At 72.1% G+C, this 24,564-nt stretch carries 22 protein-coding genes; 9 read left to right on the top strand and 13 right to left on the bottom strand.

The genetic code is table 11. From position 1 onward, the window contains the following. The first annotated feature begins 34 nt into the window (after window positions 1-34). Window positions 35-694 (top strand): NADPH-dependent FMN reductase, encoded by a 660-nt coding sequence (locus STRNI_RS02610; protein WP_018091551.1) that lies wholly within the window; start codon window positions 35-37, stop codon window positions 692-694. Window positions 695-837: 143 nt separating this feature from the next. On the opposite strand, the gene STRNI_RS02605 is transcribed toward STRNI_RS02610, so the two are convergent. Next, on the bottom strand, window positions 838-1,095 hold the full coding sequence (locus tag STRNI_RS02605; RefSeq protein ID WP_018091550.1) for a WhiB family transcriptional regulator: 258 nt from the start codon (window positions 1,093-1,095) through the stop codon (window positions 838-840). A gap of 295 nt (window positions 1,096-1,390) precedes the next feature. Here STRNI_RS02605 and STRNI_RS02600 point away from each other — a divergent pair, with 295 nt between their 5' ends. Both STRNI_RS02600 and STRNI_RS02595 read left to right on the top strand, forming a co-directional pair. Then, entirely contained in the window at window positions 1,391-2,770 is a 1,380-nt protein-coding gene (locus tag STRNI_RS02600) for a serine hydrolase domain-containing protein (protein WP_277410441.1), read from the top strand. A gap of 183 nt (window positions 2,771-2,953) precedes the next feature. Further along, window positions 2,954-3,943, top strand: coding sequence for an ornithine cyclodeaminase family protein (locus STRNI_RS02595; protein ID WP_159483797.1), 990 nt, complete (start codon window positions 2,954-2,956; stop codon window positions 3,941-3,943). 133 nt (window positions 3,944-4,076) lie between these two features. Here STRNI_RS02595 and STRNI_RS02590 read toward each other — a convergent pair whose 3' ends face one another. The 4 genes from STRNI_RS02590 to STRNI_RS02575 all read right to left on the bottom strand — a co-directional run bounded on the left by STRNI_RS02590 (window position 4,077) and on the right by STRNI_RS02575 (window position 6,841). Next, on the bottom strand, window positions 4,077-4,667 hold the full coding sequence (locus tag STRNI_RS02590) for an SMI1/KNR4 family protein (protein ID WP_277410440.1): 591 nt from the start codon (window positions 4,665-4,667) through the stop codon (window positions 4,077-4,079). A 25-nt stretch (window positions 4,668-4,692) separates the two neighbouring features. Beyond that, complete coding sequence (locus STRNI_RS02585; protein ID WP_093635620.1) at window positions 4,693-5,106, bottom strand: hypothetical protein; 414 nt, start codon at window positions 5,104-5,106, stop codon at window positions 4,693-4,695. Between the two features lie 62 nt (window positions 5,107-5,168). Next, the gene (locus STRNI_RS02580; protein ID WP_277410439.1) at window positions 5,169-5,690 is read right to left on the bottom strand and encodes a hypothetical protein; all 522 of its coding nucleotides are present in this window, start codon (window positions 5,688-5,690) and stop codon (window positions 5,169-5,171) included. Window positions 5,691-5,926: 236 nt separating this feature from the next. Beyond that, on the bottom strand, window positions 5,927-6,841 hold the full coding sequence (locus STRNI_RS02575) for a LysR family transcriptional regulator (RefSeq protein ID WP_277410438.1): 915 nt from the start codon (window positions 6,839-6,841) through the stop codon (window positions 5,927-5,929). An 84-nt stretch (window positions 6,842-6,925) separates the two neighbouring features. Here STRNI_RS02575 and STRNI_RS02570 point away from each other — a divergent pair, with 84 nt between their 5' ends. Next, window positions 6,926-7,882: a PhzF family phenazine biosynthesis protein gene (locus tag STRNI_RS02570; RefSeq protein ID WP_277410437.1), complete on the top strand. Its 957-nt coding sequence runs from the start codon at window positions 6,926-6,928 to the stop codon at window positions 7,880-7,882. A 107-nt stretch (window positions 7,883-7,989) separates the two neighbouring features. Here the strand turns inward: STRNI_RS02570 and STRNI_RS02565 are convergent, their stop codons facing one another. From STRNI_RS02565 to STRNI_RS02540, 6 genes are all read right to left on the bottom strand, one after another. Further along, window positions 7,990-8,526: a GNAT family N-acetyltransferase gene (locus STRNI_RS02565; RefSeq protein WP_277410436.1), complete on the bottom strand. Its 537-nt coding sequence runs from the start codon at window positions 8,524-8,526 to the stop codon at window positions 7,990-7,992. 82 nt (window positions 8,527-8,608) lie between these two features. Continuing rightward, complete coding sequence (locus STRNI_RS02560) at window positions 8,609-9,856, bottom strand: globin domain-containing protein (protein ID WP_277413185.1); 1,248 nt, start codon at window positions 9,854-9,856, stop codon at window positions 8,609-8,611. A 176-nt stretch (window positions 9,857-10,032) separates the two neighbouring features. Further along, on the bottom strand, window positions 10,033-10,482 hold the full coding sequence (locus tag STRNI_RS02555; protein ID WP_277410435.1) for an RrF2 family transcriptional regulator: 450 nt from the start codon (window positions 10,480-10,482) through the stop codon (window positions 10,033-10,035). A 151-nt stretch (window positions 10,483-10,633) separates the two neighbouring features. Continuing rightward, window positions 10,634-11,563, bottom strand: a complete 930-nt coding sequence (locus STRNI_RS02550) for an ADP-ribosylglycohydrolase family protein (protein ID WP_277413184.1) — start codon at window positions 11,561-11,563, stop codon at window positions 10,634-10,636. An 85-nt stretch (window positions 11,564-11,648) separates the two neighbouring features. Next, on the bottom strand, window positions 11,649-13,256 hold the full coding sequence (gene dacB / locus STRNI_RS02545; protein WP_277410434.1) for a D-alanyl-D-alanine carboxypeptidase/D-alanyl-D-alanine endopeptidase: 1,608 nt from the start codon (window positions 13,254-13,256) through the stop codon (window positions 11,649-11,651). A gap of 244 nt (window positions 13,257-13,500) precedes the next feature. Continuing rightward, window positions 13,501-14,676 (bottom strand): barstar family protein, encoded by a 1,176-nt coding sequence (locus tag STRNI_RS02540; RefSeq protein ID WP_277410433.1) that lies wholly within the window; start codon window positions 14,674-14,676, stop codon window positions 13,501-13,503. A gap of 247 nt (window positions 14,677-14,923) precedes the next feature. On the opposite strand from STRNI_RS02540, the gene STRNI_RS02535 reads away from it, so the two are divergent. Beyond that, window positions 14,924-16,483 carry an alpha/beta hydrolase gene (locus STRNI_RS02535; RefSeq protein ID WP_277410432.1) on the top strand — a complete coding sequence of 520 codons (1,560 nt, stop codon included), beginning with the start codon at window positions 14,924-14,926 and terminating at the stop codon, window positions 16,481-16,483. Window positions 16,484-16,611: 128 nt separating this feature from the next. Here STRNI_RS02535 and STRNI_RS02530 read toward each other — a convergent pair whose 3' ends face one another. After that, window positions 16,612-18,426, bottom strand: a complete 1,815-nt coding sequence (locus tag STRNI_RS02530; protein ID WP_277410431.1) for a TIGR03767 family metallophosphoesterase — start codon at window positions 18,424-18,426, stop codon at window positions 16,612-16,614. Between the two features lie 329 nt (window positions 18,427-18,755). Here STRNI_RS02530 and STRNI_RS02525 point away from each other — a divergent pair, with 329 nt between their 5' ends. Next, a complete protein-coding gene (locus STRNI_RS02525; protein WP_018091535.1) occupies window positions 18,756-19,523 on the top strand; it encodes a RapZ C-terminal domain-containing protein in 768 nt (255 codons plus the stop codon). A gap of 159 nt (window positions 19,524-19,682) precedes the next feature. Here the strand turns inward: STRNI_RS02525 and STRNI_RS02520 are convergent, their stop codons facing one another. Continuing rightward, complete coding sequence (locus tag STRNI_RS02520) at window positions 19,683-20,447, bottom strand: hypothetical protein (protein WP_277410430.1); 765 nt, start codon at window positions 20,445-20,447, stop codon at window positions 19,683-19,685. Between the two features lie 652 nt (window positions 20,448-21,099). Here STRNI_RS02520 and STRNI_RS02515 point away from each other — a divergent pair. From STRNI_RS02515 to STRNI_RS02505, 3 genes are all read left to right on the top strand, one after another. After that, window positions 21,100-23,007, top strand: coding sequence for a glycoside hydrolase family 5 protein (locus STRNI_RS02515; RefSeq protein WP_277413183.1), 1,908 nt, complete (start codon window positions 21,100-21,102; stop codon window positions 23,005-23,007). Window positions 23,008-23,137: 130 nt separating this feature from the next. Next, window positions 23,138-24,040 (top strand): aminoglycoside phosphotransferase family protein, encoded by a 903-nt coding sequence (locus tag STRNI_RS02510; RefSeq protein ID WP_277410429.1) that lies wholly within the window; start codon window positions 23,138-23,140, stop codon window positions 24,038-24,040. Between the two features lie 208 nt (window positions 24,041-24,248). Next, window positions 24,249-24,551 (top strand): hypothetical protein, encoded by a 303-nt coding sequence (locus STRNI_RS02505; protein ID WP_277410428.1) that lies wholly within the window; start codon window positions 24,249-24,251, stop codon window positions 24,549-24,551. The last annotated feature ends 13 nt before the right edge of the window (window positions 24,552-24,564 follow it).

Raw genomic sequence — 24,564 nt, 5'->3', positions numbered from 1 at the left:
GACCTGTCCCGCCCGGCGACGGAAGGACATCACCATGCCCACGGATGCACACCCCGGCCCGCTGCGCGTACTCGTTCTCGGGGCTTCGCTGCGGGCCGGATCGACCAATGCCCGTCTGGCCTCCCTCGTGGGCCGCATGCTGTCCGCTGCCGACGCGTCCGTGGATGTCGCCAGGATGCGGGAATTCAGCATGCCGATGTACGACGGTGATGTGGAGGAGACGGAGGGGCTGCCGGACGGCGCGCTGGCACTGCGCGACCGGCTCGAATGGTGCGACGCCTTCGTGCTCTCCTCACCCGAGTACAACGCCTCCGTGCCGGGAGTGGTGAAGAACGCGATCGACTGGGTCTCACGGGTCCGGCCGCAGCCGTTCAAGACCAAGCATGCGCTGCTGGTCTCCGCCTCCCCGTCCATGGTCGGCGGCAACCGAGGGCTGTGGGCGCTGAGGGTTCCGCTGGAGCATCTCGGCACCCGCGTCTACCCGGACATGTTCAGTCTTGCCGCGGCCCACCAGGGCTTCACCGAGGACGGGCAGCTGACCGACTCCGGGCTGCAGCAGCGCCTGGAGGAGACCGTCACCGCGTTCCTCCGCCTCGTCGAGGCCGATGCGCACTACGTCTGTCTGCAGCGCCGTTGGTACGAGTTCCCGGGGGACCGCACCGGGGCCCCGGTCACCCAGCGGGCGGAGGACTGAGCGGGCGTCCGGCGGCGGCCCTGCCGCCCGGTGCCGGAACCGTCAGGGGCGGTAGCGGGCCTCGTTCCGCTACCGCCCCTGTCATGAACGGGGATGCTGTACCGGTGCGGCACCCGTGGGAACGAGCGCCGGAACGGCTGCCCCTAGGCGGAGGCAAGGCGAGCCCGGTGCCGAGCGGCCCGACGCCGCATGGCACGCCGCTCGTCCTCACTCATACCGCCCCAGACACCCGAGTCCTGACGGGATTCGAGCGCCCACTGGAGACACTGCCCCATCACCGGGCAGCGGCGGCAGACGGCCTTGGCCTCCTCGATCTGCAGAAGCGCGGGGCCGGTGTTGCCGACGGGAAAGAAAAGTTCCGGGTCCGCTTCGCGGCACACCGCGTCGTGACGCCAGTCCATGAATGCCTCCGTTCTCCGCGGCGGGGCGCGGTAGATGTCCAGTGCGGCGCGGCGTCGGGGCGGCCGGCTGCTCCTGCAGCCTCCTGGCCCGGACGCCTGCTGTCCTCGCGTGCCCGATCCTGCGCCCACAATGCGCAGCCGTCCCCAACGAACACATTCCTCCCCGAACCGATCACATTTCGGTCCGGCACGGCCACGACGGCGGACCGTGCCCGGGCACGCACCCGAACGGAACGAGGCCGGGGGAACCACGGCCAACGCGGCCTGCGACCAGGCACTTTGCACCTTGACTCCCGTGAACAGCCGTGAACTGATGGGGAACGCATACGACGGGGAGGGGCGCGACATGCTGGACGGGCTGAGCGAATACTGCACCGGGAAGCTGGCGGAACACGGGTGTCCGTCGGTCTCCGTCGCGGTGGCCGAGCGCGGCGAGGTGGTCCTCGCCGCGGCCCACGGGTCGGCCGATGTCGCCACCGGCCGTCCGGCCACGCCGGACACGGTGTACGGGCTGGCTTCCGTCACCAAGCCGATGACCGCGACCGCCGTCTGCCATGCGGCCGACGAGGGACTCCTGGACCTGGACGCCCCCGTCCCGCTGCCGGGCGCCGACCGGTGGCCGGCCCCGACCGTGCGCCAACTGCTCCAGCACCGGGGCGGCTTGGGGCCGTACTACGACTGGGACTACGGCGACGGCGAGCGGGTGCGCGACCCGGACCGCTACGCCGTGCCCTACCGCGCACCGGGTACCGGCTTCGGCTACGCCAACCTCGGCTACCGCCTTCTCGGCCGCCTCCTGGAGCAGGCCACCGGCCAGGACCTGGGCGCCTGCGTCCGCACACGCGTCTTCGAGCCGCTCGGGCTCACCGGCTGCCACCTCGGGCCGGTACCCCCGGGCCCGGCACCGTCGGCGCTCCGCTACACCTCCGACGGCCGTGCCTACCCCGATTACGACTGCGGCCACCCGGGCGCGACCCTCGGCTGGGCCCCGGCCGGTGAGCTGGCGCTGTTCGCCCAGTCGTACGACCGTCTGCTGAAGCCGGAGACCGCGGCGGCCGTACGGCACGCACTGCCGGTCAACGAGCATCTGGGATACGGACTCGGCTGGTGCCTGTCCTCGGGCGACGGTCCGCTGGTGCAGAGCCACGGCGGTGGCGGGCCCGGAGTGGCCGCGATGGCCGTCGCGGTACCCGAGCGGCGGCTCTCCGTCGCGGTGCTCACCAACTGTACGAACAAGGCGGCCCGCGACGCGATCCTCCAGTATGTGCTGGGCGAACTGGTCCCGGGCCACAGCGCCGAGTCGATCACACCCACCTTCACCGGCCCGCCGCGCCCGATGACGCTGCCGGAGGGCGAATGGACGGGCCGGATCAGCGCGCCCGAGCGGGACGTGCCGCTCACCCTCCGGGTGCTGCCGGGCCGGCAGATTGAACTCCGGCTGGCCGGCGCGAGCGCCACCGTCCCGGCGAGCGCCTCGGCGTCCTGGGACCTGCACGCCTCCTTCCCGTTGCAGCTCCCGACCGCGGACGCCCGGATCAACAGCCCGGAGCTGGGACTCGGCCTCCGGCTCGAAGCGGGCGCGCTGACCGGTGAGGCGCACGCCTACAAGAACGGCGATACCGAGGGCCGGCTCGGCAACTTCCTGAGCCACCCCTGCACCCTGGCCCCGGCCTGAGCGGCCGCCCCCGCAGGCGTCAACCACCGGCGGTGGCCGGGCAACCGGGCACGGTGCGCCCCGGAAGCCGCACCGGCCGCCCGTCAGGAAACAGGGGGAGGCGGGAACGCGCCGAGGGGACTACGGTCGACTCCTCGGCCGGCGCAAGTCGGCCGGGCAGCTCTGAGCAGGAGGTTGAGGCGGATGCTGGTTCTCGGTCGTTCGCAGGTCGAGGCGCTGCTCGACCTGGATGCGCTGATCGACGCCCTGGCGTCGGCGATGACGGATCTCAGCGCGGGCCGGGCGTCCGCCCCGGACCGCGTCGCCGCGCTGGTGCCGGAACGGGACGGCTTCCTGGCGGCCATGCCGGGCTTCGTTCCGTCGGCCGGGGTACTCATGAGCAAGCTGGTCTCCGTCTTCCCGCACAACGGCGGCACCCCCGTGCCGACCCACCAGGCACTGATCGTCGCCTTCGATCCGCACACCGGTGAGCCCACGGCGCTGTTGGACGGTACGGCGATCACCGCGGCGCGGACCGCCGCCGGCTCGGCGCTCTCGGCACGTCTGCTGGCCCGTGAGGACGCCTCGGTGCTGGCCGTTCTGGGCACCGGGGCGCAGGCCCGGTCGCATGCCGAAGCGATGTGCCGGGTGCGGCCGATCCGGCAGATCCGGGTGGCCGGCCGCGACCGGGCGAAGGCTACCGCCCTGGCCGACGAACTGTCCGCCGCACTCCAGGTACCCGTCGAGGCGGCAGCCACCTACGCCGAGGCGCTCGACGGCGCCGACATCGCCGCCGCGGCCACCCACGCCGTCGACCCCGTGATCCGCCGCTCCTGGCTGACACCGGGAGTGCATGTGACCTCGGTGGGCTTCAACCCGGACGGCCGGGAGGTCGACGATGCCACGGTCGCCGAAGCGCTGGTGTGCGTCGAGTCGCGGCAGGCCGCGCTGGCCCCGTTCCCCGCGGGCAGCAACGATCTGCTGGGCCCTCTCCGCGACGGCATCATCACGGAGGAACATGTGCACGCCGAGCTGGGCGAACTCCTCGCCGGCAGCGCACCGGGCCGCTCCTCGGACCAGCAGATCACCCTCTACAAGTCCGTCGGCGTGGCGGTGCAGGACGCCGCGGCCGCGGCCCTGGTCGTCGCGGCCGCCCGGGAGCGGTCGGTCGGGGCGGAGATCCGGCTGGAGTGACGCGGTAAGAATCGCCGGCGGGCGGGCGGACTGCCCGCCGGCCGTGGCGAGTCGGGCCGGGGCAGGTGGGGCCGTAGCAGGTCGGGTGGGGGCCAGTTCGGGCCGTGGCAAGTGCGGGGCACGGGTGCCCGGTTCAGCGCAGCAGCCAGGACAGATACCAGTCCCGGAAGTCGGGTCCGGGCCTGATGTGGTCCCAGGTCATGTCGTCGAACCAGATCTGACCGGCGGACGGCCCGGTGACGACGAGCCGGACGAACTCCCCGCACCCCGACTCGGCGATGACCAGGGACCCCGCCACCCTCGCGCGCTCCGCCTCCTCGTCGAACCGCTCGGCCGGACTGCCCCGCCACTCCCCACGGAGCGGGAAGGGCGCCGCCAGAAAGCCCGGCCGCCGGTCCTGTTCCCGCAGATCGTCGACGGCGTCCTCGCTCTCGACGGGAAGGGGCTCGTCGAGCGGCAGCAGTCCGTACTGGGGACCGGCCCCGGAGCCGCCGACCCGGGCGAGGAACGCGCGGTAGGAATCGGGCAGCCGGACGGCGTACCGCTCCTCGAAGGCGCGGAGGGCCGCCTCCGGCAGGGGCGGGGTGAGCCGGTAGCGGTGTTCATCGGAGCCGAACCGGGTGAATTCCGGGTCCCGCAGCGCCAGTTCGCCGATCCGGGCCCGTACGGCCTCCGCATCCCAGCCCCCGGCCTGTCCCGTCGGAGGACCCGCGTCGCTCTTCATCTCTCGTCTCCTCCCCGCGCGCCGGCTACGGGCGGGCGTCGAGACGGTGCTGCAGCGCACCCTTCGGACCGAACACATCCATCAAGTAGCCCTGCTTCAGCGAAAGGCCCTCCTTGCGCGTCAGGAAGCCGATGATCGAATCCTTCAGCTCGTCGAACCTGGCGCCGTCCTCATCAGGGTTGTGCGTCCACACGATCAGCAGGGGGACGCCGCCCGGGCCGGACTTCTGCTGAATTCCGTACACCTCGTGCGCCCCGCCGGACCGCCGGTAGCGGTCGGCCAGTTGGGCCGCGGCACCGGGCGCGAGGGTGGTGGTGGCCGTGGGCCCAGGGGTTTCGGAGGGGCGGCCGGACGGTGTGTCACGGTCCGCGGTGCAGGCGGACAGCAGAGTGAGGGCTCCGATACAGACCAGCGCCGCCGAGCGGGCTCTTCGCTTCATCGCAGCATTCTCCCCTGCCCGCCGAAGCGCGGCCGGGCCGGGGCCGACCCCGTCGCGCCGCTTCAGCGTCCGTACGTCCGGTGGCACAGCCGCAGCAGATCCGCCCGGACACGGCCGGCGGCCATCCGGCACACCACACCGGCATCGACCGTCGAGCGGGGCCGCGGCGGCCGCCGGTGCGCGCGCGGCGGCGCCTCCGCGTGGTGCCGCTGCCTCGGTGCCGTGCGTACCGGCACCGGACGTGGCCTCGACGCCACGGAGCGAGCGGGCTGCGGCACCGGCCGTCCCACGGGCCGCCGTTCCGCCCGGTTCCCCGGCGCGGCGTGCCGGGGAGCGGCATGCCTCTTCCGTGACGCCGCGGGCCGCCTCGTCTTCTTCCGTGCGGACACCACATCCACCAGCTGCTCACGCGGTGCCCCCTTGGTGGGCAGCAGCAGGGGCGAGGGGCGGGCCGGGGCGACGGTGCGGCCGCCCGGTGCCAGACCGGGGGCCTGCGGGGAGCCGCCGGCGGGAAGGGACACACAGCCGCCGGCGGCCAGGAGAGCGGCCGCGGCGGCGACGAGGCGAAGGAGGAGAGGGCGCACGCCTTCACGGTGTCGGAGGCCCGTGAGCTGTCCAAACGACGCGCCGGACCTCCACGCGGACGAAGGACACATACGAACTCCCGTGGCACTCCGGAGCCGACGAGGGCGGGGTCCGGACGCGAGGGGCGGGCGGCTCCCCGGTGGCGGCTGCCGCCCCCCGGTCTCCCGCCCCGGTCTCCCGTCATCAGGGTCTCCCGCCCTGGTCTCCCGTCATGCCTCCCCGCTCATGTCTCCGCTCAGGCCTCCGCGGCGGCGAAGGTCCGTGTCATCTCCTCGGCCACGATCCGCGCGCCCGGCGCGAACCACCGTCTCCGGTGCCGGACGAGCTGCACAGGCACGGGCGGGGCCTCGGGGCCCTCCACCATGGTCAACCGGCCCTCAAGAAGGTGGCGTTCGACCGTCACACGCGGGAGCAGCGTCAGCCCGAGACCGGCCGCGACGCACGACCGGGCGGCGTCGATACTGCCGAACCGGGTGATCCGCGGCCGGGCACCGGGCAGACCCAGCAGCGTCCGCACGAGCCGGTCACTGTACGAGCACCCCTCCTCGTGTACGAAGAAGCACTCCTGCGCCAGCTCGTCCCAGCCGGCCGCCCGCCCGGCGAGCGGATGACCGGGGGCCGCCACATACGCCAGCGGCTCGCTCGCGATCCTGCGGGCGAGCAGATCGTTCTCGGCGACCTCCGGCTCCAGCAGCAGCGCGAGGTCGAGCCGGCCGGTGCGCAGGCCGTCCACCGCCTCGGCCGTGCTGACGGCGTGCAGCTGGACCTCCAGCTGAGGGTGCGCGCGCCGCAGGGCGGCGATCACGCCCGGCAGCCGTGCGGAGCACAGCGAATCACCCGCGCCGACGACCACCTGCCCCTCGGCCGTCCCACCCTCGGTGTCACACTGCCCGGCCGCGACCGCGGCCGTCGTACGGAGCCGGGCCACCGCGTCGAGTACGTCCTCGGCCTCCTCCAGCAGCCGCTGCCCGGCCCGGGTCGGCACCGTCCCCGACGGCATCCGGTCGAACAGCGGGGCCCCCAACTCCTTCTCCAACGTGCGGATCTGGACGGTGACCGTCGACTGGGCGAGATGGAGGTCGCGGGCCGCGGCGGTGAAACTTCCCGCGCGGGCGAGGGTCACGAACGTACGCAGAAGTCTGGTGTCCACCGCGGCACGCTATCGCGAGATCCGATGGGCAGGAACGAAATTCATCGTTGGACGCGATCAGACCCCGGTGTCATCGTGGGACCCATGACCTCACAGACGACGTCCCCCACCAGCTCGAACCCGCTCCCGCACACCGCCGAGAGCCCGGACATCCTCCAGAGCCCGGACACCCTCCCGGGCCCGGACAGCATCGAGGTGCTGCGCTACTCCGCCTTCACCGCCGACCCCGCGGGCGGCAACCCGGCCGGTGTGGTGCTCGACGCCGAGGGCCTCGACGAGGCGCGGATGCTCGCCGTGGCGGCGGAGGTCGGGTACTCGGAGACCGCGTTCGTCACGGCACATGACACGGCCGCACGCCGTTACCGGCTGCGGTACTTCAGCCCCCGCGCCGAGGTGGCGTTCTGCGGACACGCCACCATCGCCACGGCCGTCGCCCTCGCCTCCCGCAACGGAACCGGCGAGCTGCTGTTCGAGACGCCCGCCGGCGAGATCCGGGTGGGGACCAGCCTCGACGACGGGCTGGTCCGCGCGACGCTGACCAGCGTGCCGGCGCACTCCCACCCGGCCCGGGACACTCAGGTCGAGCCGGTGCTGCGCGCGCTCCGCTGGAGCCGCGACGATCTGGACACCGGCCTGCCGCCCCACGTCGCCTTCGCGGGCAACGACCACCTTGTCCTCGCGGTCCGCAGCCGGGAGCAACTGGCCGCCCTCGACTACGACTTCGACGCGCTGCACGCCCTCATGCGCCGGCACGGCTGGACCACCGTGCACCTCGTCCACCGCGAGGCCGCTGACCGCTTCGATTTCCACGCCCGTGATCCGTTCCCGGTCGGCGGCGTCGTGGAAGACCCGGCCACCGGCGCAGCGGCCGCGGCCTTCGGCGGCTATCTGCGTGCCCTGGGCCTGGTCACCGAGCCCCTGCGGGTGCACATCCGGCAGGGCGAGGACATGGGCCGCCCCAGCGACCTCTATGTCGACGTCCACCCCGATGACCCGCGGGTGCGGGTGACGGGACAGGCGGTGCCCCTCCCGGCACCGTGACGGTGCGCCAGGGGCCAGGGGCAGCTACAGGTGAGGCCGACCGCCGACCTCGGAGACCGGCGGTCGCCCATCGCCTCGCCCCCCGACGAGACCTCAACGACCGCCGCTCACATGGGAAGTGACCGCAGCTGCACCCCACCGGCCGGCCACTGAGCCCCGTCACGCAGTGGTGTCCACATGGTCTCCAACGGCATGACCGTGGTGGTCTCCCCGGGCTGCTCGACCACTACGTCCTCATGAAGCTGCCGCCAGCCGAGCCTCTCGTACAGGGGGAGGAGATGCGGCAGGCAGAAGAGGAGGCCGTACCGCGGTCCGATCGTGCGGGCGTGCTCCAGGGCGGCGGTCATGACGATCCGGGCCAGTCCCTGTCCTCGCAGGTCGGGAGCGACGGCCACGCCGCCGAAGCCGACCGCCCGGGTCTCCAGGGAGCCGATCGACAGGGGAACAGTCACCAGACCGGTGTGCGCCACGAGTCGGCCGTCCAGCTTGATGCCGAAGTGTTCGTCCTTGTCCAGCCAGGTCAGCCCGGCCCAGGAGACTCCGAAGGGGTCCGGGCCGTCCCCGAGGATCTCGCTCAGTTCCGTCCTCGTGTACCGCGTCAGCCGGATCACGGCCGGTGTTGTGGAAGGCAGGTGTGCTGTCATTCCTCGCATCATGCTGCCCCCACCGGCCGTTGGCAATGATCTCCTTGCTCCACCGACCTGGTCCGGCACGGCCCGTTCGCGCCTAGAGTCCGAGGTCCGGGCCGAAGACCTCATAGTGGATCGCCGCGGAAGGCACGCCGGCTTCCAGTAGTTGGGCCCGTACGGCCTTCATGAACGGCACCGGTCCGCACAGATACGCGGTGGTGCCGGCCGGGATGGTGAGTTGCGTCAGATCCATCAGTCCGGTGCGCACGGTCACCGCGTCCTCCGCACCGCCCGGCGCCCGCTCCGCGCCCTCCTCCTCGTCCCGGGCTCCCTCCTCGTACCAGAGTTCCGTCGTGGCGTCGGCGAGCTTGCCGGTGAGCCGGCGGAGATCCGTACGGAACGGGTGCGTGGCGGGCGAGCGGTCGGCGTGCGCGGTGATGATCCGGCGCCGGGAGCCGGTGGCGGCGAGGTGAGCGAGCATGCCGGCCATCGGGGTACAGCCGATGCCCGCCGACGCGAAGAGCAGGGGCCCGTCGCCGTCGGACGGCACCACCTCACCGAACGGCGGGCTCACGTACAGGATTTCGCCGCCGTGCACCTGTGTGTGCAGATACTGGGACACCTCGCCCGCGGGCGCGTCGCCCGGGCCGCCGGGCCGACGGCCGGCCGCCACCCGCTTCACGGAGATCTGCAGCCCGCCGTCCGGCTGCCCCGACAGGCTGTACTGACGTATCTGCCGTGCGCCGTCGGGGAGTTGGACCTGTACGGAGACGTACTGGCCGGGCCGGGACGCCGGGACGGGAGCGCCGTCGGCGGGCCGCAGGAGGAAGGTCGCCACCTCGTCGGTCTCCTCGATCCGGCCGGCCACCCGATAGCGACGCCATCCCGCGCCGTCCCGCACACCCGCTTCCCTCAAGAGCCGCTTCTCGACGGCGATCAGGGCGTGCGCCATCAGCCAGTACACCTCGTCCCAGGCCCGCACCACCTCGTCGGTCACCGCATCGCCGAGTACGTCGGCGATGGCCGCGAAGAGGTGCTCCCGCACGATCGGGTACTGGTCCTCACGGACCCCGAGAGAGGCGTGCTTGTGCGCGATCCGCGCGAGCATGCCGTCCGGCCGGTCGTCCGGGTGGTCGAGGAGATGCCGCGCGAAGGCGGCGATGGACCCGGCGAGGGCCTGCCGCTGACTGCCGTTGGCCTGGTTGCCACGGTTGAAGAGGTCGCGCAGCAGCTCGGGGTGGGCGGCGAAGAGCTTCTCGTAGAAGAGCGTCGTGATCTCGCCGATGGCTCCGCTGACGGCGGGGAGGGTGGCACGTACGGTCTCGGCGGACTTCGGCGACAGCATCGACAACTCCGAATTCTCGAAGGGTGGGGGAAGTGAACTTGCATCTTGGATGCGTATTTTCAACCGCGAAAAAGCTGAGGGGTGCGGGGAGATCTGGGGGAGTGCGGGAAGGCCTGAGGGGGCTTCGGGGTGGCGGTCCCTTCGCGCCCAGGCGTGACAGGGTCGGCCGGGCGCGCTCAGCCCGTGGGTGGTGCGGGGGTCAGGCTGAGTAGCAGTGGCCCGGTCGGTGGGGCGACCAGGTCGGCAACGGAGAGCGGATCGAGCGAGGCGTAGAACGCTTCCTGTGCCGCCCGTAGCGCGCCGCGCAGTCGGCAGCCGCCGCGCAGTGGACATGGCGGATCGTCCTCGCACCCCACGACGTCATCGACCCCCTCCAGCTCACGCACCAGCCGCCCGAGCGACCCCGTGCGCCCCGCGGCCGTCAGCGTCAGCCCGCCGCCACGTCCGCGCCGCGCTTCGACGGCGCCGAGGTGCTGGAGCTTGCTGACCACCTTGGCCGCATGGGTGTACGGCACCTCGACGGCGCTCGCCACCTCCCGGGTGGTGGGCGCGTCACCCGCATCGCCGAGCACCGCGAGGCGCATGGCGATACGGAGGGCGATGTCGGTGCTTTTGGTCAGTCGCACAGCAGCACTCTATAGAAGTGGCATTCAAGATGCCAATTTAAGTCCCGAAGGCGGCTGCCTTGTCGTCCCTGGGCGCTGTTGGGGGCGGGCAGGGGGCCAGTGGGCAGTGGCCAGTGGCCAGTGGGCGTAGGGCGGTGGATGCGGGACAGGGTCAGGCTGCGAGGCGGTGGGTAAGTGCGAGCAGCTGTGGCAGTTTCAGCACGCGGTCGCCGAAGCCCGGCAGCGGAACGTGCAAGGGGGCGGTCCAGCGGGCGGGTATCGCGTCCAGGCCGTAGTAGGCGCCCGCGAGGCCACCGGTGACCGCGGCGACCGTGTCCGTGTCACCGCCGAGGTCGATCGCCGCGCGGACCGCTTCTTCATAGCCGCCGGTGGTGCGCAGGGCCCATACGGCAGAGCCCAGGCATGGCCAGACGGCCCCGTTGAATTCGGTGGCCTGGCCGGGGTGCCAGTCGGGTGCGAGGACCGTGGCATAGCGCGGGCGGTGGTCGGGGTGGACGAGGGCCAGGACATCGGGGAGAACGGTGCGCGGATCGCCGCCTTCCAATGTGACCCGGAGGAGTTCGTGGAAGAGGGCGGTGCCTTCCCAGGCCGCCCGGTCGCCATGGGTGAGGGCGGCGATACGGCGGGCGGCGTCCATGGTGGCGCGCTGTCCGTCGCGGGCGAAGTAGACGGCGGACGTGGCTGCCCGCATCAAGGAGCCGTTGCCCGCGGCCCGTTGACTGACCTGGAAGTGGAGGGCGGCAGCCGTGTCCCAGGGCGCGCCGTTGGTCAGGACGTCTTCGGTCTGCAGGCCGATGTCCTTGGGTCCGGAGGCCGCCCACTGCTGGAACCGGCGGAAGATGTCCGGCAGGTCCAGTCCGTCCCGCTCCAGCAGCGACTCGGCGACCATGACGGCCATCTGTGTGTCGTCCGTGGCCTCGCCGGGGTCCCAGCCGCCGCCACCGCACATCTCCTCGGCCGCACCAGGAGCAGGGAACCGCGCGGAGAAGGCGCCTGCCGGACCGAACTCGAAGGGCGCTCCCAGGGCGTCGCCCACCGCCGAGCCGATGACCGCGCCCGCCGTCCGCTCCGCCCACTGCATCTGCCGCATTCCCTCAGGCTATCGGGGGGACGGAACGGCCCCCGCTCGGGCCGCTCGGGCCGCCACGGTTACCCACCCCCGCTGCTCAGTGCTGCCCGGCCGCCTGTTGTTGGAGGTAGGCCGCGACGTCGGACACATCGTTGGCGATGGTCAGCACGCCGTTGATGTCGGCGGTGGGGGTGGCGGCGCCGTTCACTCCGGCGAAGAAGACGTCGTAGTGGCCCTTGCGGGTCTCCAGATAGCCGGCCGTGGTTTCGGCGCCCACGGCCAGCCGGTCGTTGAGGAGGTCGCCGCCCGCCGCAGTGCCCGTCTTGGCGAAGACCTTGCCGCGTGAGGGGCAGTTGCGGCAGGAGTCCGCCAGGGTCCCGTCGACGCCCAGGATCGGCAGCGAGGTACGGAAGCGCTGTGCCTCGGGGGTGCGCTGCCAGTACGTCAGGATCTGCGCCAGGGCCTGCGGGGTGGTCCGGTCGGCCGGGTTGCCGCCGCGGCCGTCGGCGAGTTGTACGGCCTTGCGGTCCACTTTGGCACGCTCCAGGAACGTGGCGAGTACGGGGAATCCGGCCTCGCAGTCGGTGCTTCCCTTGCTGGTGGCCATCAGACACATCCCCAGGTTCGCCCCGAGGTTGTGGCTCACCTTGAGGATGAGCTTGGCGTACTGGGCGTACGAGGGGGAGGTGTAGCGGGCCACGATGGGGGCGCCCTGGTAGGAGCGCGGCAACTGGCGGGCGCGGTTGGGGCCGACGGCCTTCGCGCGGACCTCGACCCCGGCCCGCTTCAGTGCCTCGATCAGGGCGGTGCGGCCGAAGGCGTTCGGGTCCTTGATTGCGGCCACCCGCAGGACGGGGGCCGAGCCGGCGGCGATGGTGCCGGACAGCTGGATGCGGGTGCCGTCGGCGGAGCTGCTCACGTTGATGTCGGACGCTGTGCCCGCCGCGACCGTGCGGACGGAGGATGTGACGTGGTAGGGCGCGACCTTCGGGCGCCAGTCCAGCCCGGCGGGGGCACCCGGTCCGGCGCCGGGGGTGCTGAGCAGATCGATCACGTTGTCATTGATGATCAGCGGTGTGGGGACCGGACTGAGGGCGGGGTCCAGTTGGAACAGGCGCGCGTCGATGACCACATCGCCGTCGACCCGGCGGATCCCCGACTGACGTACCTGCCGTGCCAGCTGGTCGATGCCGGCCAGCGGGTCCTGCGGGGTGAGGGTGGCCCCCGGGACGTCATTGGCGTAGGTGTGGTCGATGGCGGTGAACGCGACGTTGCCGTCCTTGCGCGTTCTGCCGCCGAGGGTCAGATCACCCTGCGCGACCAGGTCCAGATCACCCTTGAGCGTCGCGTTCCGGCGCTGTCCGACGGCGTGGACCGGCGTGACGAAGTGATGGTCGCCGCCCAGGGTGTGCCAGGTCCCGCTGACGCTGAACAGTTTGGCCGCCGAACCGGGGATGAAGAACTGGCCGGCGTAGCGGGACTGGGTCACCTTGCCGGTCTGTGGATCCTGCTGGAAAAGCCCCCACTGGGCATGCCGGTAGTCCGGCTTCCGCATGATCGAAGCGATCCGCGGATCGAGCTCACGGCGCGGGGCGGACGGCGCCGCCTGGATGAGGCCGATGAGGACGACGCCGACGGCCAGCAGCACGCCCAGGCTGCCGGCGATACGCCGTCGGGCCGGCCGCGGTGTGACGGAGAGGGGCATACAGACTCCACCAATGGTGTTGTTCTGCCGCATATCTGCCGATATGCAACGCACTGACGGTACTGCGCACCACCACCGCGGGGACGCAGCACGTCGGCCCGGGTCCCCCGGACGCCCCAGCGCTCCGGTCCGGACGGCAGACGCGGGACGCCGCCGACGCTCCGCCACCACCCACCTGTCACGTCCCACCTGTCACGTCCCACCCGGGGCACGACCCACCCGTCACGACCCACCCGTCACGTCCTCACTCAAGGACGACCGTGACTCGGGAGCGCTCCAAGGTCTGTACGACCTCCTCGAAGTAGGAGAGCCCTTCCTCCGGGTCGTACACGACATCCGCCAGTGCCCGGCGGGCGGTGCCGGCGTCGTGCCAGATCAGGGTGAAGGGCGGCGCCACACCGAACCCGCCGCACAGGCAGTCCCGGAACGCGTCCCACCCCCACCCGAAGTACCCTCCGGGACCGGTGAGCGCCTCGCCCAACGCGCAGTGCAGGCCGGGCACGTCCGTGATGTACCGGCCGTCGAGGTGGTGGACACCGCCCGAGCGGTCGGGGTACCGGGCCCTCGTGGCCTGGAGAGTGAGCCTGAGCCACTCAGCCCTGCCCTGCGAGGCATAGGGCGCCCACTGGTTGGGGGCCGTCGGGAAACCCTGGTACCAGGATTCCCAGACCGTACGGGTGGCCGGCGAGGGGCGGTTGTCGCCCCCGTCGGTGAGGGTGATGTCGATCAGCGCGCCCCCGAGCACGGACGGCCGCGCCCCGTCGATGCCCAGGCCGACAAAATGGCGCGCCATGGTCCGGCCGGTGCGGTCCAGCGTCCACAGCTCGGCCCCGGCCCGCTCCCACCGGCTCGGCCTGCGCAGCACGGAGAGCAGTGGTTCCGTGGGTTCGCAGCCGATGAGCTCCATGGGGATCTTGGCCGGATCCTGACGTGGTGTGAACAGGCCTTCCACTGCGAGGCAGTGGCCCGCGGTGGCGTTCATGCCGGTGAACAGCTCGAACCGCGGCGACGCGGGCGGTGTGCGGACACCGCCCTCCAGCTTCTTGACGCCGGCCCCCATCACGACGTCCACCAGGGAAGGGTCGGTCCGGCAGGGGTGCTGGGCAAGGACGACGGCGTCGACGAGTTCCCACCACCCCACCGGCTGGGTGCCGTCCGAGACCTCTATCAGCATGTCGCCGAGGAGACCTGCCGCCGCTTCCGGCCGGATCATGGCGTCGCGCGACGAGCCCGCGGGAGCGTAGCCGCGCAGGGTCAAGACCTCCCGCGGTGGCGGCACCGGGCCCACGAACAGCCCCTCCACCGCCGCGCACCGGGCCCACAGCTGCTCCTCGCCGTCCTCGCCCTCCTCGTCCTCCCGCACCAGCAGGTACTTCACCGGAAAAATCCGGTCCCATACGGCATGGTCCTTGCTCTGCACTCCGCCCCCGGTTTCTTCAGATGTCCCCGCCAACAGCCCCACATTAGGGAGCCGTTGGCGTGGCACGGCGCCCGGGACGGCGGCGGTGTGCGGAGGGAGAGCGGTGCTGCGTGGGGAGAGGAATGGGGAGAGGCGTGGTGGTGCTGGTGCCACCTCGGGAACGGGCACCAGAGTGATCGACCGTGGGTCGCGGGACGCCGAGGATTCTTGCCGTGGCAGCGCACTCCGCGCGCCGACAGGAGGATCGATGTCCGCGTTCAGAACACCACGGTGGCCGAGGGCCGCGCTGTCGGGAATGGCAGCGGCCGCGTTGCTGTCGGCCGTGCTGCCCACCGCGTCGCCGGCCCGGGCGGCGGACCGCTCCGGGCCGCCGGTACCGGCCCGCTACGCCCACCAGCGGCTCAACTGGCAGCCCTGCGCGGCGAAACCGTCCCTGGAGTGCGCGCGCATGACCGTGCCGCGCGACTGGCATCACCCGGGTGCCGGGGCGGACCTCAGCGTCGCGGTCTCCCGACACCGCGCGGCCGACCCCGCCCGGCGGCGCGGGGTACTGATGATGGCGGCGGGCGGCCCGGGGGCCTCAGGTCTGACCCGGCCCGCGGACTTCGCCGCCCGCTCGCCCGCCGTGGGAGCCGCGTACGACGTGGTCGGCTTTGACCAGCGCGGCGTCGGCAGCAGCACGCCCGTACGGTGCCAGACCGACGCCGAGTTCCAGGACTTCTACGCCCATGACTTCCGCGACCGTTCGCCCGCGGCGCTGCGCGGCGTCCTCGACCGATCCCGGCAGCTCGTCGCCGGCTGTCTGCGGCGCAGCGGCGATCTGATTCCCTGGCTGACCACCGAGCAGGCGGTGCGTGACATGGATCTGTTCCGTGCCCTGCTCGGCGTGCGCAAGATCTCCTATTACGGGCCCTCCTACGCCACCTGGCTCGGTGCGTACTACGCGACCGAGTTCCCGCAGCGCGTCGAGCGCGCCGTACTGGACAGCAACCTGGACTTCAGCGGCACCTGGCAGGACGTCGAAGGAGGCCAGCCGAGAAGCTTCCAGCGCCGCTTCGAGCAGGACTTCCTGCCCTGGATCGCCCGTTACGACGCCACGTACCACTACGGGCGCACCGCGGCCGAGGCGAAGGCGCGGTGGGAGGCGCGCCGCCGTGCCCTGCGCGACCATCCGCTGACCGTCGGCTCCCTGACGATCGGGCCCAACCAGCTCGACAACGCCACGCTCCAGAACATCTACAACGCAGGGCAGCAGTTCCCGCAACTGGCGTCCGCGCTCAGCGCCCTGGACCACTGGCCGTCCGCCACACCGGCCGAGCGCACCCTGGCCGGGAAGGTCTTCGGGAACTATCTGTCCCCAGGGTTCGCCGCCGCCTTCTTCTCGGTGACCTGCAACGACACCCCGTGGCGTCGTGACCTCGGGCACTGGATCCGGCGCAGCGCCGAGGACACCGCGGCCCATCCGCTCGCCGGGGCGCGTGAACTCGCCTACGCGGCGACCTGCGCGTCCTGGCCGGTGCCCGCCGCTCCCCGCGTACGGGTCACCGGCAAGGGGCTGCCGACCACGCTGATGCTCAACTCGGTGCACGATCCCGCCACGTACTACGAAGGTGCGCTCGCGGCACACCGTGCGCTGCGCGGTTCGCGGCTGGTCACCGTGACGGGTGGCGGCGATCACGGCCAGTATCAGAACGGCAATGCGTGTGTGGACGGCATCGTGAACGCCTATCTCCTCGACGGGGCCGCTCCGGAGCACGATGTGGCCTGCGCGGCCGGCCCGCTGCCGGTGCCGCCGGGGCGCGGGTAGCCGACGGCCCCGTCTCCGCGGGGGGCCGACGGCCGGGGCCGTGGGCGGGGCGTGGACGGTTGTCGAGGGGGGTCGTGGACGGACCGTCGAGGGGCCGTCGAGGGGCGGGCCCCGGATCAGGCCCCGGATCAGGCCCGTCGGACGAGGAGTTCGGTGTTGCGGTCCGCCGGGGTGCCCGCCATGACTTCGTGGACCGCGCCCGTCATACCGGCGAGGCCGGGGGCGTTGTAGGACAGCTCGCGGTAGAGGGACGCGAGGCCGACGGCCGACAGGTCGTCGAAGTCCGTGCGGTGGGGCGCGGCGGACTCGATGAGGGTGGTGAACAGGGACAGTGTCCCGTCGTGGTTGTCGACGAGTTCGATGACCCGGGCATGCTGCGGATAGTCCACGTGCGAGGCGGTGTTGACCTCCCAGAAGGAGCGGGCGGCCGTCGGGTGGGCGTGCGGCGTGATGCGATTGATGTGGCTGTGGCCGTTGATCCACGCGACCACGTTCGGGAACCGGCTCAGCAGGGCGATGACCTCCTCGCCGTCGTGGCGCCTCTCCTCCGCGCGCGCCGCGTCGGGCCGCCGGGTCATGCTCGGGCTGTGGTGGTGGCTGAACACCAGGATGTGTGCGTCATCGGCGCCGGCATTGCGCACCAGCCGGCCGTCCTCGTCGTAATGGCGGGAGCTGTGGGCCGCCAACGTCCGCTCCAGCCACTGGAGTTGCTCGGTTCCCAGCGATCCCTCGTAGTGGCCGCTGCGGTAGGTGGTGTCGATGCTGATGCCGATGACACCCTCCGCGACGGGGAAGGAGTAGTACATCCGGTCGCCGTCGAGGTGGTTGTCGGTGTAGCCGTGGCCGACGGGTCCCGCTCCCGCGAAGGCCGGGTTCAGGTGGGCCCGCAGATACTCGTGCGGTGTGGCCATCCGCCGCCGCTCGTCGGGGGTCACGGTCCGTGCCCGGCCGGCGTTGCGGGCGAGGATGTCCTTGAGCACCGTGCTCTTGGGGTCGTCGCCGGAATCCAGCACCTTCTTGAACGCGGCCACATCGGCGTCCGGTACGGAGAACAGCTTGCGCGCCCCGGTGATGTACTCCGTCAGCACCGGGTCCTGCGGGGCCAGACAGCCGCCCGGCAGGTCGTCGTGGTTGCCGGGCGTCGAGTACCAGGGCATGCGCAGACCGGGGCTGACGACCGGGCGCATCGCGGCTTCGAGGTAGCCGGGTATCGACGGCAGCCCGCGCTTCTTGTCCTGGTCGCGCAGCCCGTCGTCCGGATGCCAGTACAGCGCGAGACCGGAGTTCTGTACGCCTTCGAAGGACGTCGGGTCTCCGGTGTTGGGGGTGATGCGGCCGCCGCTCATGAGGGTGAGGAACCACTCCAGCTCCACCATGGAGTGGTTGTCGATGTTGTCGCCCGTGGACATGACGAACGCCGGCGGACGGCCCGTGTGCGGACCGCCGCCGAGCGCGTTGGCCTGCTCCACCAGCGAGACCGAACCGGCCACCGACAGCGCCTCCTGGGCCCGCCACGATCCCGGCGAACCGGCGCGCAGGAACTCGGTGCGCAACGGGCTCTGGACGTCGACCACATGGAGGTCGGTGAACTGGACGAAGCACGCCAGGGCGGTCCGCCGGTCCTGGCGTCCGGCCGACGCGGCGGCGAGTTCACCCCGGACGACCAGGGGCCAGCCCGGGCCGGAGGTGAGGCGGCGGTAGCCCCCGCTGCCGACGAGGCGCGCCGTGGTGTCCAGCGTGGTGGCGCCGTGCGGTGCCGCGCGGCGTACGGCCGGGCGGGCCGGCGTGGTGCGGTTCAGGGTCTGCGTGTGTCCGGCGCCCGGCGCCGCGCTGCTGCTGTGCCGGCCCGGCAGTGCCCATGCGGCACCGGCTCCGGCGACGGCGGCACCGGAAGTGAAGAGGAAACTACGACGGTTGGTGGGGATCTGGGTCATACCGGCCATCAGGCCCTCCGTGCCGAGGCCGAGAGGCCGGCCACAGCGGTGTCACCAAGCGGAATGTCTCATTCCAGAGCTTGGGCGGCGTGCGTGGCCGGTAGCTGAACGAACCCGTAACGCGGTACACCCATTGCCTGTCGGTTACCGTCCGCCGCTCGGCCGACCGTGACGACCAGCACACCCCGGTCCCAAGTCGCCCCCATGGCCGTGCCATGTCCGGTACATCTGTCGGAGGAAAACCGGCGGGAAACCTGCCGCCCGCCGACGGTGACGGCGACGCGGGGCAGGTCTCCCGGCCCGTACGGTCCACCCGTCTCCACCCGGCAGGAGAGCCCATGCCCCGCAGCGCCGCCCCGATCCGGATCACGTCCTACGGCGCCCGCTGGGGTGCCCCGCCCCGGCACGACACCGGCGCCCTCGTACTGGACGTCCGCGACCGGATGTGGGACCCGGCCGACACCGCGGTCACCGCGCCGCTGGTCGCGCTGACGGGGCTGCACCCCGAGGTCCGCGACTATGTCCTGTCCGCCCCGGACGCCCGCGAGACCGTCGAGCGCACCGGCCGTCAGCTGCTCGCCCTGCACCGGGCCGCCACCGACGAGGAAATTCACCTCTACGTCGCCTGCTGGTACGGCCGCCACCGAGCCCCGGCCATCGCCCGCGCCGTCGCCGACTGGCTCGCCGAGCGCGGGACCGCCGCCGACGTCGAACACCGCGATATGGCCCGCCCCCTGATCCACCGCGAGCCCGCCAGACAACTGGAGGCCTGCGCCTTCTGCCGTATCGCCGCCGGCACGGAGCCCGTCCCGCTCGTCCGTGACTGGCCGGATGCCTTCGCGATCGTTCCCCGCCGCCCGGTCACCCCCGGACACCTGCTGGTCATTCCGCGCCGCCATGTCCGGGACGCGACGACCGACCCGGCCGTCACCGCCGCGGTGATGCAGCGCACGGCCGAACTGGGCGCGGAACTCACGGGGGATCTGAACATCATCACCGCGGCCGGCCCGGCGGCGACACAGACGGTCTTCCACGCCCATGTCCATCTGGTCCCCCGGCGCACCGACGACGGACTGCCGCTGCCCTGGACCCCTCAGCGGCAGTGACCTCCGTCCCGCCCGGCGCCGGTCTCCGCATTCCGCCCTATGAGCCGCAGCGGTCCCGCTGCTCGGCGCCGGCCTCGGCATTCCGCCCTATGAGTCGCGCAGGCCTCCCGGCTCGCAGACCGGCTCGACGGGAAGATCCGATCGGCGGCCGGGACCGGATCACCACTCTGACGGCTCTCCTCCGCCCGCGGAACCGGCCGAGCGGCGTCCCGCGTCGGACGGGGCCGGGCGATGGCCCAGGTTGAGGGCGGTGCCGAGATCGACGGACGGGTCGAGAGCGGCGTCGACGCGGACGTGGAGCAGCGGACCGCCGCCGGTGAAGCCGGTGGTGCCGAGCGCCGCGTTGAGTTTGGCGGCGGCGGCCGCGGTGACCGTGATTCCGGTGTCCATCCGCAACCTCGCGGCATCGGTGTCGATGGAGGCGGCGATTCCGGGCCGGGTGAAGGTGCCCACGGTCATTTTCGGGCCGCGGTCCAGCCGGGCGCGGAGCGCGCCCTGGCCGAGGTCGACGCTGAAGCCGGTGACCTTGACGAGCTTGTTGGTCCTGCGGTTGATCAGCGCGATCCCGGAGTCGGCGAACCGCAGCTCGCCCCCGACCTTGCCGCCGCTGTTGGTGACCGCGCCGCCCTTGATGCCCAGGCTGATGCCACCGGAGTCGTGGTGCGGAGTGACCGTGCCCTGGGCATCGACGTTCGCGATCACCACCCCGTGCGCCTTGAGCGCGGCGAGAAGGGCGGGAGGCGTGGCGAAGCGGGCCGAGCCGCCCTCGACGGGAACCTCGGTGTGCCCGGCCGGGCGGGCCGGGGCGAACCGGCCGTCCGCGGGTGGGTCGGTGGCGGAGGGCTGTGCCGGAGCCGGGGCGGCGGCGAGAAGAGCGGTGGTGAGTGCCAGAACGGCAGCTGTGGCGAGATGGCGAGCGCGCATGCGTTGTCCCTTTCTCCGGTGCGACCGAGTGCCGGAAACGGGTGCCGGGAGACCGGCTACCGGCCGACGGGTACCGGCTGACGGCGCACCCGAATCGTGATCATCTCGTCACTCTACGTGCTCGACGCCCGATGTCGCGGCTGCTGCTGGTGCCACTGGGCCAGGAGCCTGAAATCGAGGTCACCATCGACGGCTCGGGCCTCGCCCAGGGGGGCGGCCGTACGGTTCAAGGACACCGCCGTCGCGGGGCCGGTCACCGTCAAGAGCCCGACCCAGATCGTCGCCGCGGTACCGTCCCGGCTCCCCGCCCCGAAGGCGGTGGACGTCACCGTGACGGTCGGTGTGGCCACGTCGCTCACCGGCCTGGCCGACGAATGCACGTACGCGGGCGGAGCCTTTCTGCCGTGCGCAGCAACGGGGATCGTCTCCCCGCGCCCATCCGGCAGAGGCACTAACCATCAAGGGAGTTGACCGTCCGGGAAAACGGCTGCAGGGCTATGGCCTCCTCGGTCACCCGTCGGTAACTTGTCCCTGGCCCGTCGGTGGTGCCCCTGCCGGGCGGCCGCTCGCCGGACGAAGCCGGCGAGCACACCCGACGAAGCAGGCAGATGACGTGCAGCCGCTCTTACGTTCCCTGTGCCGCGCCCTGGCGATGTGCCTCGTACTGACAGGGGGCGCCGTCCCCGGCGCGACCGCGGCCCCCGCCCAGCCGGAAGCTTCCGCGCAGGGACCGTCGGCCGCCGGGAAAGCCGCCGAGGCTTGGACCGCTCCGCTCTCCACCAGAGGCCGCTACATCGTCGACGCCGACGGCAAGCGATTCCGGCTGAAGTCCGCCAACTGGGACGGGGCACAGGGCTCCTGGAACGGCTCGGGCGACATCAACGACCCGGCCGCCCACCACAGCGGTCAGAATTCCCACGGCATACCCCTCGGCCTCGACCGCGTGGGCATCGCCGCACTGCTGGAGGACTTCCGCGCGCTGGGCCTCAACAGCATCCGGCTGCCGTTCTCCAACGAGATGATCCACTCCACGGCCCGCGTGCCCGATGCCGCGGTCGCCGCCAACCCACAGCTCCGCGGCAGGACGCCACTGCAGGTCTTCGACGCCGTGGTGGCGGCCCTGACCGCGGGCGGCTTCGCGGTGATCCTCAACAACCACACCAACACCACCCGATGGTGCTGCGGCCTCGACGGCAACGAGCGGTGGAACAGCCGCCAGTCCACGCGGCAATGGGCCGATGACTGCGTCTTCATGGCCCGCCGCTACCAGCACAACAGCCGTGTCGTGGGGGCAGACCTCTACAACGAGGTGCGCCGTGACGTCCTGGACGACCCCAACTGGGGCCTGGGCGACCGCCATGACTGGCAGGCCGCCGCACAGGAGGCGGCCGACCGGATCCTGACCGAGGCCAACCCCCGTCTCCTCATCGTCATCGAGGGCATCAACTGGACCGGTCTGCCGGTGGACGGCCTGCCGCACGGCCGCCCCACCCTCGCCCCGGTCCGTACGCTCTCGCACACCCTCGTCACCTCCGGGAAACTCGTCTACTCGGCCCACTTCTACGGCTACACCGGCCCGCACCACAGCGGCGCCACAGGGGTGGGGGAGACCAGCGACCCCCGCTACCAGGACCTGACCCGCGACCAGCTCCGCGCCGTACTGCACGACCAGGCGTTCTACGTCTCCGCGGAGACCGGACGGCATTTCACCGCACCCCTGTGGATCAGCGAATTCGGTACCGGCTCCGAGGAGTCGGGCCAGGCCGCCCGCGCCTGGTTCGGCAACCTCACCGATTACCTTGCCGACACCGACACGGACTTCGCTTACTGGCCGCTCGTCGGCTGGAGCACCGACGGCCAGGGCCGGCCGGCCGGGGACAACTGGGCCCTGCTGCGTTACGACACCGACGGGCGCCGCACCGGAGTCCTCGACGGCGACGACTGGCGGGCCCCCGCATGGCACCGGCTCATGAGCGCCCCGCAAAAGACGGGACCGGTGCCCACGACCCCCGCCTGGCACCTGCTCACCACCGACCACCGCGACTTCGTCCAGTCCCTGAGCGCCCGGTCCCTCGGCGACTGGGACAGCGGAGCCCGTAAAGCGGCCTGCCCTGACGGCGAACGGCTCATCGGCATCAGCCACACCCGAGGGCGCGGGCTGTGCACCGACGCCCCCACGGCCCGCGATCTGCGCGCACCCGGCAGCGTCCCGACCGTGGTGCGGGACGAGCGGTATGTCCCCGCCGGCGGTGACTGGGCTCCCGGCTACAGCAAACTCCAGTGTCCCGACGGGCAGTTCCTCACCGGCTACAGCCTGCGCGGCGAGAAGGTCTCCGCCGCATTGTGCACACCGGCCCGCACTGCTCTCGGCACGAACGGGACCACCCTCTGGTTCGACCGCGGCGACAACCGCCCGCCCGGCGACCCCGGCGGCGACTTCGCCCACGGCCACTTCAAAGGACAGTGTCCCTCCCATTCCTATGCGGCAGGCCTCGCCTACACCAGCCGCCTCGGACACCAGGGCCGCCCCGACGCCCTGCTCTGCCGGTCCCTGACCTGAGGAGGATCGGAGTCGACGACCTGAGAAAGAACGGAGTCGACGACCTGAGAAGGAAACGGAGTCGACTCGGAGGGCAGGCCGGGGTATCAAGGGACGCCGCCCAAGAAACCAACCCGATGCGGAGGCGCCCATGTGCGCGCGCAAGATGCACGCCGACGAGGCGGACATCGACGTCCCTCTCGTGCGCCGCCTGCTCGCTGCGCAGTTTCCCCGGTGGGCGGACCTGCCCGTCACGGCGGTCGACTCCGCCGGCACGTCCAACGCGATGTTCCGCCTCGGCGACGACATGGTCGTACGGCTCCCGCGCGTCGAGGGGGCCGCCCAGGACGTGGCGAAGGAGCACCGCTGGCTGCCACGGCTCGCCCCCTCGCTCCCGGTTGCCGTACCCGGACCGTTGGGCAAGGGCACGCCCGCCGAGGACTACCCCTGGCCCTGGTCGGTCTACCGCTGGCTCGACGGGGAGACACCGGCCGTCGGCCGCCTCGCCGCACCCCGCTCGCTCGCAGCGGATCTGGCGGAGTTCGTCACCGCGCTGCACCGGATCGAACCCGCGGACGGGCCTCCGTCCTACCGCGGCCGGCCCCTGGAGACACGGGACGGAACGACGCGCGCCACGGTGGCGGCGCTGGACGGCATCATCGACGCCGACGCGGCGATCGCCGGCTGGGAGGCGGCCCTGCAGGCGCCCGCATGGCCCGGCCCGGCCGTGTGGATCCACGCCGACCTGCAGCCCGGGAATCTGCTGACCGTCCGCGGACGGCTCGCCGCCGTCATCGACTTCGGATGCCTCGGCCTCGGCGATCCCGCCGTCGACATGATCGTGGCCTGGTATCTGCTGCCCGCCGACGCGCGCGGCGTCTTCCGTACGGCCGTGGGGGCCGATGACGCGACATGGGCCCGCGGCCGCGGCTGGGCGCTGTCGATCGCCCTCGACGAGCTCCGCTACTACCGCGAGACCAACCCCGTGATGGCGGCCATCGCCCGGCATGTCATCGAGGAAGTCCGCACCGAGCAGGCGCATACCGCCGCCTGACCCGGATCATCGGCGGACGGGCGGACGGGCGGACGGGCGGACGGGCGGGCGGGCGGACGGACGGGCGGCGCAGCCCGTAGCTGCCGCGGGCACGTGCCGGTCCGGTGGGCCGGCGGCCCGGCAGCACCAGGACACGGGGGCGGACCCGCCCATGCGAGGGTGACGGCTTCGGCCGCAGGTGACCGTTGCCCGCACTGATCGTTCTCAGGTGGTGAAACGCATCGTCACCACCTCGCTCCTTGCCCTGACCTGCCTGGTCCCGGCCGCTCCGGCGCAGGCCGACGGCCCCGAACGGATGCCACAGGTGGCAGGCCAGGGCCTGGTGTCCGCCTACCAGGCCCTGAACTATGACACCTCCGTCCGGCTCAGGGACGGGCGCGGCGCGGGCCGCCATGTGCTGTGGCCGGCGCGCTGGAAGGTCTGCGCGCAGAGCCCGGCGGCAGGCACACCGATGCAGGGCACGCCTGCCACGCTCACCGTGGTCAAGACCCATGAGGATTGCCCGGCCTGACCATGCGGAACCC

It is taken from the genome of Streptomyces nigrescens (assembly GCF_027626975.1).
Classification (GTDB): domain Bacteria; phylum Actinomycetota; class Actinomycetes; order Streptomycetales; family Streptomycetaceae; genus Streptomyces; species Streptomyces nigrescens.
Note: the sequence above shows the minus strand (reverse complement) of the source record. Positions and strands in the feature narration are given on the sequence as shown.

Coding starts and splice junctions, on each gene's coding strand:
- STRNI_RS02560 (WP_277413185.1), bottom strand. CDS start 9,856: ATGCTGTCGCCGAAGTCCGCCGAGACCGTACGTGCCACCCTCCCCGCC.
- STRNI_RS02595 (WP_159483797.1), top strand. CDS start 2,954: ATGCTGGTTCTCGGTCGTTCGCAGGTCGAGGCGCTGCTCGACCTGGAT.
- STRNI_RS02585 (WP_093635620.1), bottom strand. CDS start 5,106: ATGAAGCGAAGAGCCCGCTCGGCGGCGCTGGTCTGTATCGGAGCCCTC.
- STRNI_RS02590 (WP_277410440.1), bottom strand. CDS start 4,667: ATGAAGAGCGACGCGGGTCCTCCGACGGGACAGGCCGGGGGCTGGGAT.
- STRNI_RS02510 (WP_277410429.1), top strand. CDS start 23,138: ATGTGCGCGCGCAAGATGCACGCCGACGAGGCGGACATCGACGTCCCT.
- STRNI_RS02610 (WP_018091551.1), top strand. CDS start 35: ATGCCCACGGATGCACACCCCGGCCCGCTGCGCGTACTCGTTCTCGGG.
- STRNI_RS02525 (WP_018091535.1), top strand. CDS start 18,756: ATGCCCCGCAGCGCCGCCCCGATCCGGATCACGTCCTACGGCGCCCGC.
- STRNI_RS02530 (WP_277410431.1), bottom strand. CDS start 18,426: ATGGCCGGTATGACCCAGATCCCCACCAACCGTCGTAGTTTCCTCTTC.
- STRNI_RS02570 (WP_277410437.1), top strand. CDS start 6,926: ATGACCTCACAGACGACGTCCCCCACCAGCTCGAACCCGCTCCCGCAC.
- STRNI_RS02605 (WP_018091550.1), bottom strand. CDS start 1,095: ATGGACTGGCGTCACGACGCGGTGTGCCGCGAAGCGGACCCGGAACTT.
- dacB (WP_277410434.1), bottom strand. CDS start 13,256: ATGCCCCTCTCCGTCACACCGCGGCCGGCCCGACGGCGTATCGCCGGC.
- STRNI_RS02565 (WP_277410436.1), bottom strand. CDS start 8,526: ATGACAGCACACCTGCCTTCCACAACACCGGCCGTGATCCGGCTGACG.
- STRNI_RS02550 (WP_277413184.1), bottom strand. CDS start 11,563: ATGCAGTGGGCGGAGCGGACGGCGGGCGCGGTCATCGGCTCGGCGGTG.
- STRNI_RS02515 (WP_277413183.1), top strand. CDS start 21,100: ATGTGCCTCGTACTGACAGGGGGCGCCGTCCCCGGCGCGACCGCGGCC.
- STRNI_RS02535 (WP_277410432.1), top strand. CDS start 14,924: ATGTCCGCGTTCAGAACACCACGGTGGCCGAGGGCCGCGCTGTCGGGA.
- STRNI_RS02520 (WP_277410430.1), bottom strand. CDS start 20,447: ATGCGCGCTCGCCATCTCGCCACAGCTGCCGTTCTGGCACTCACCACC.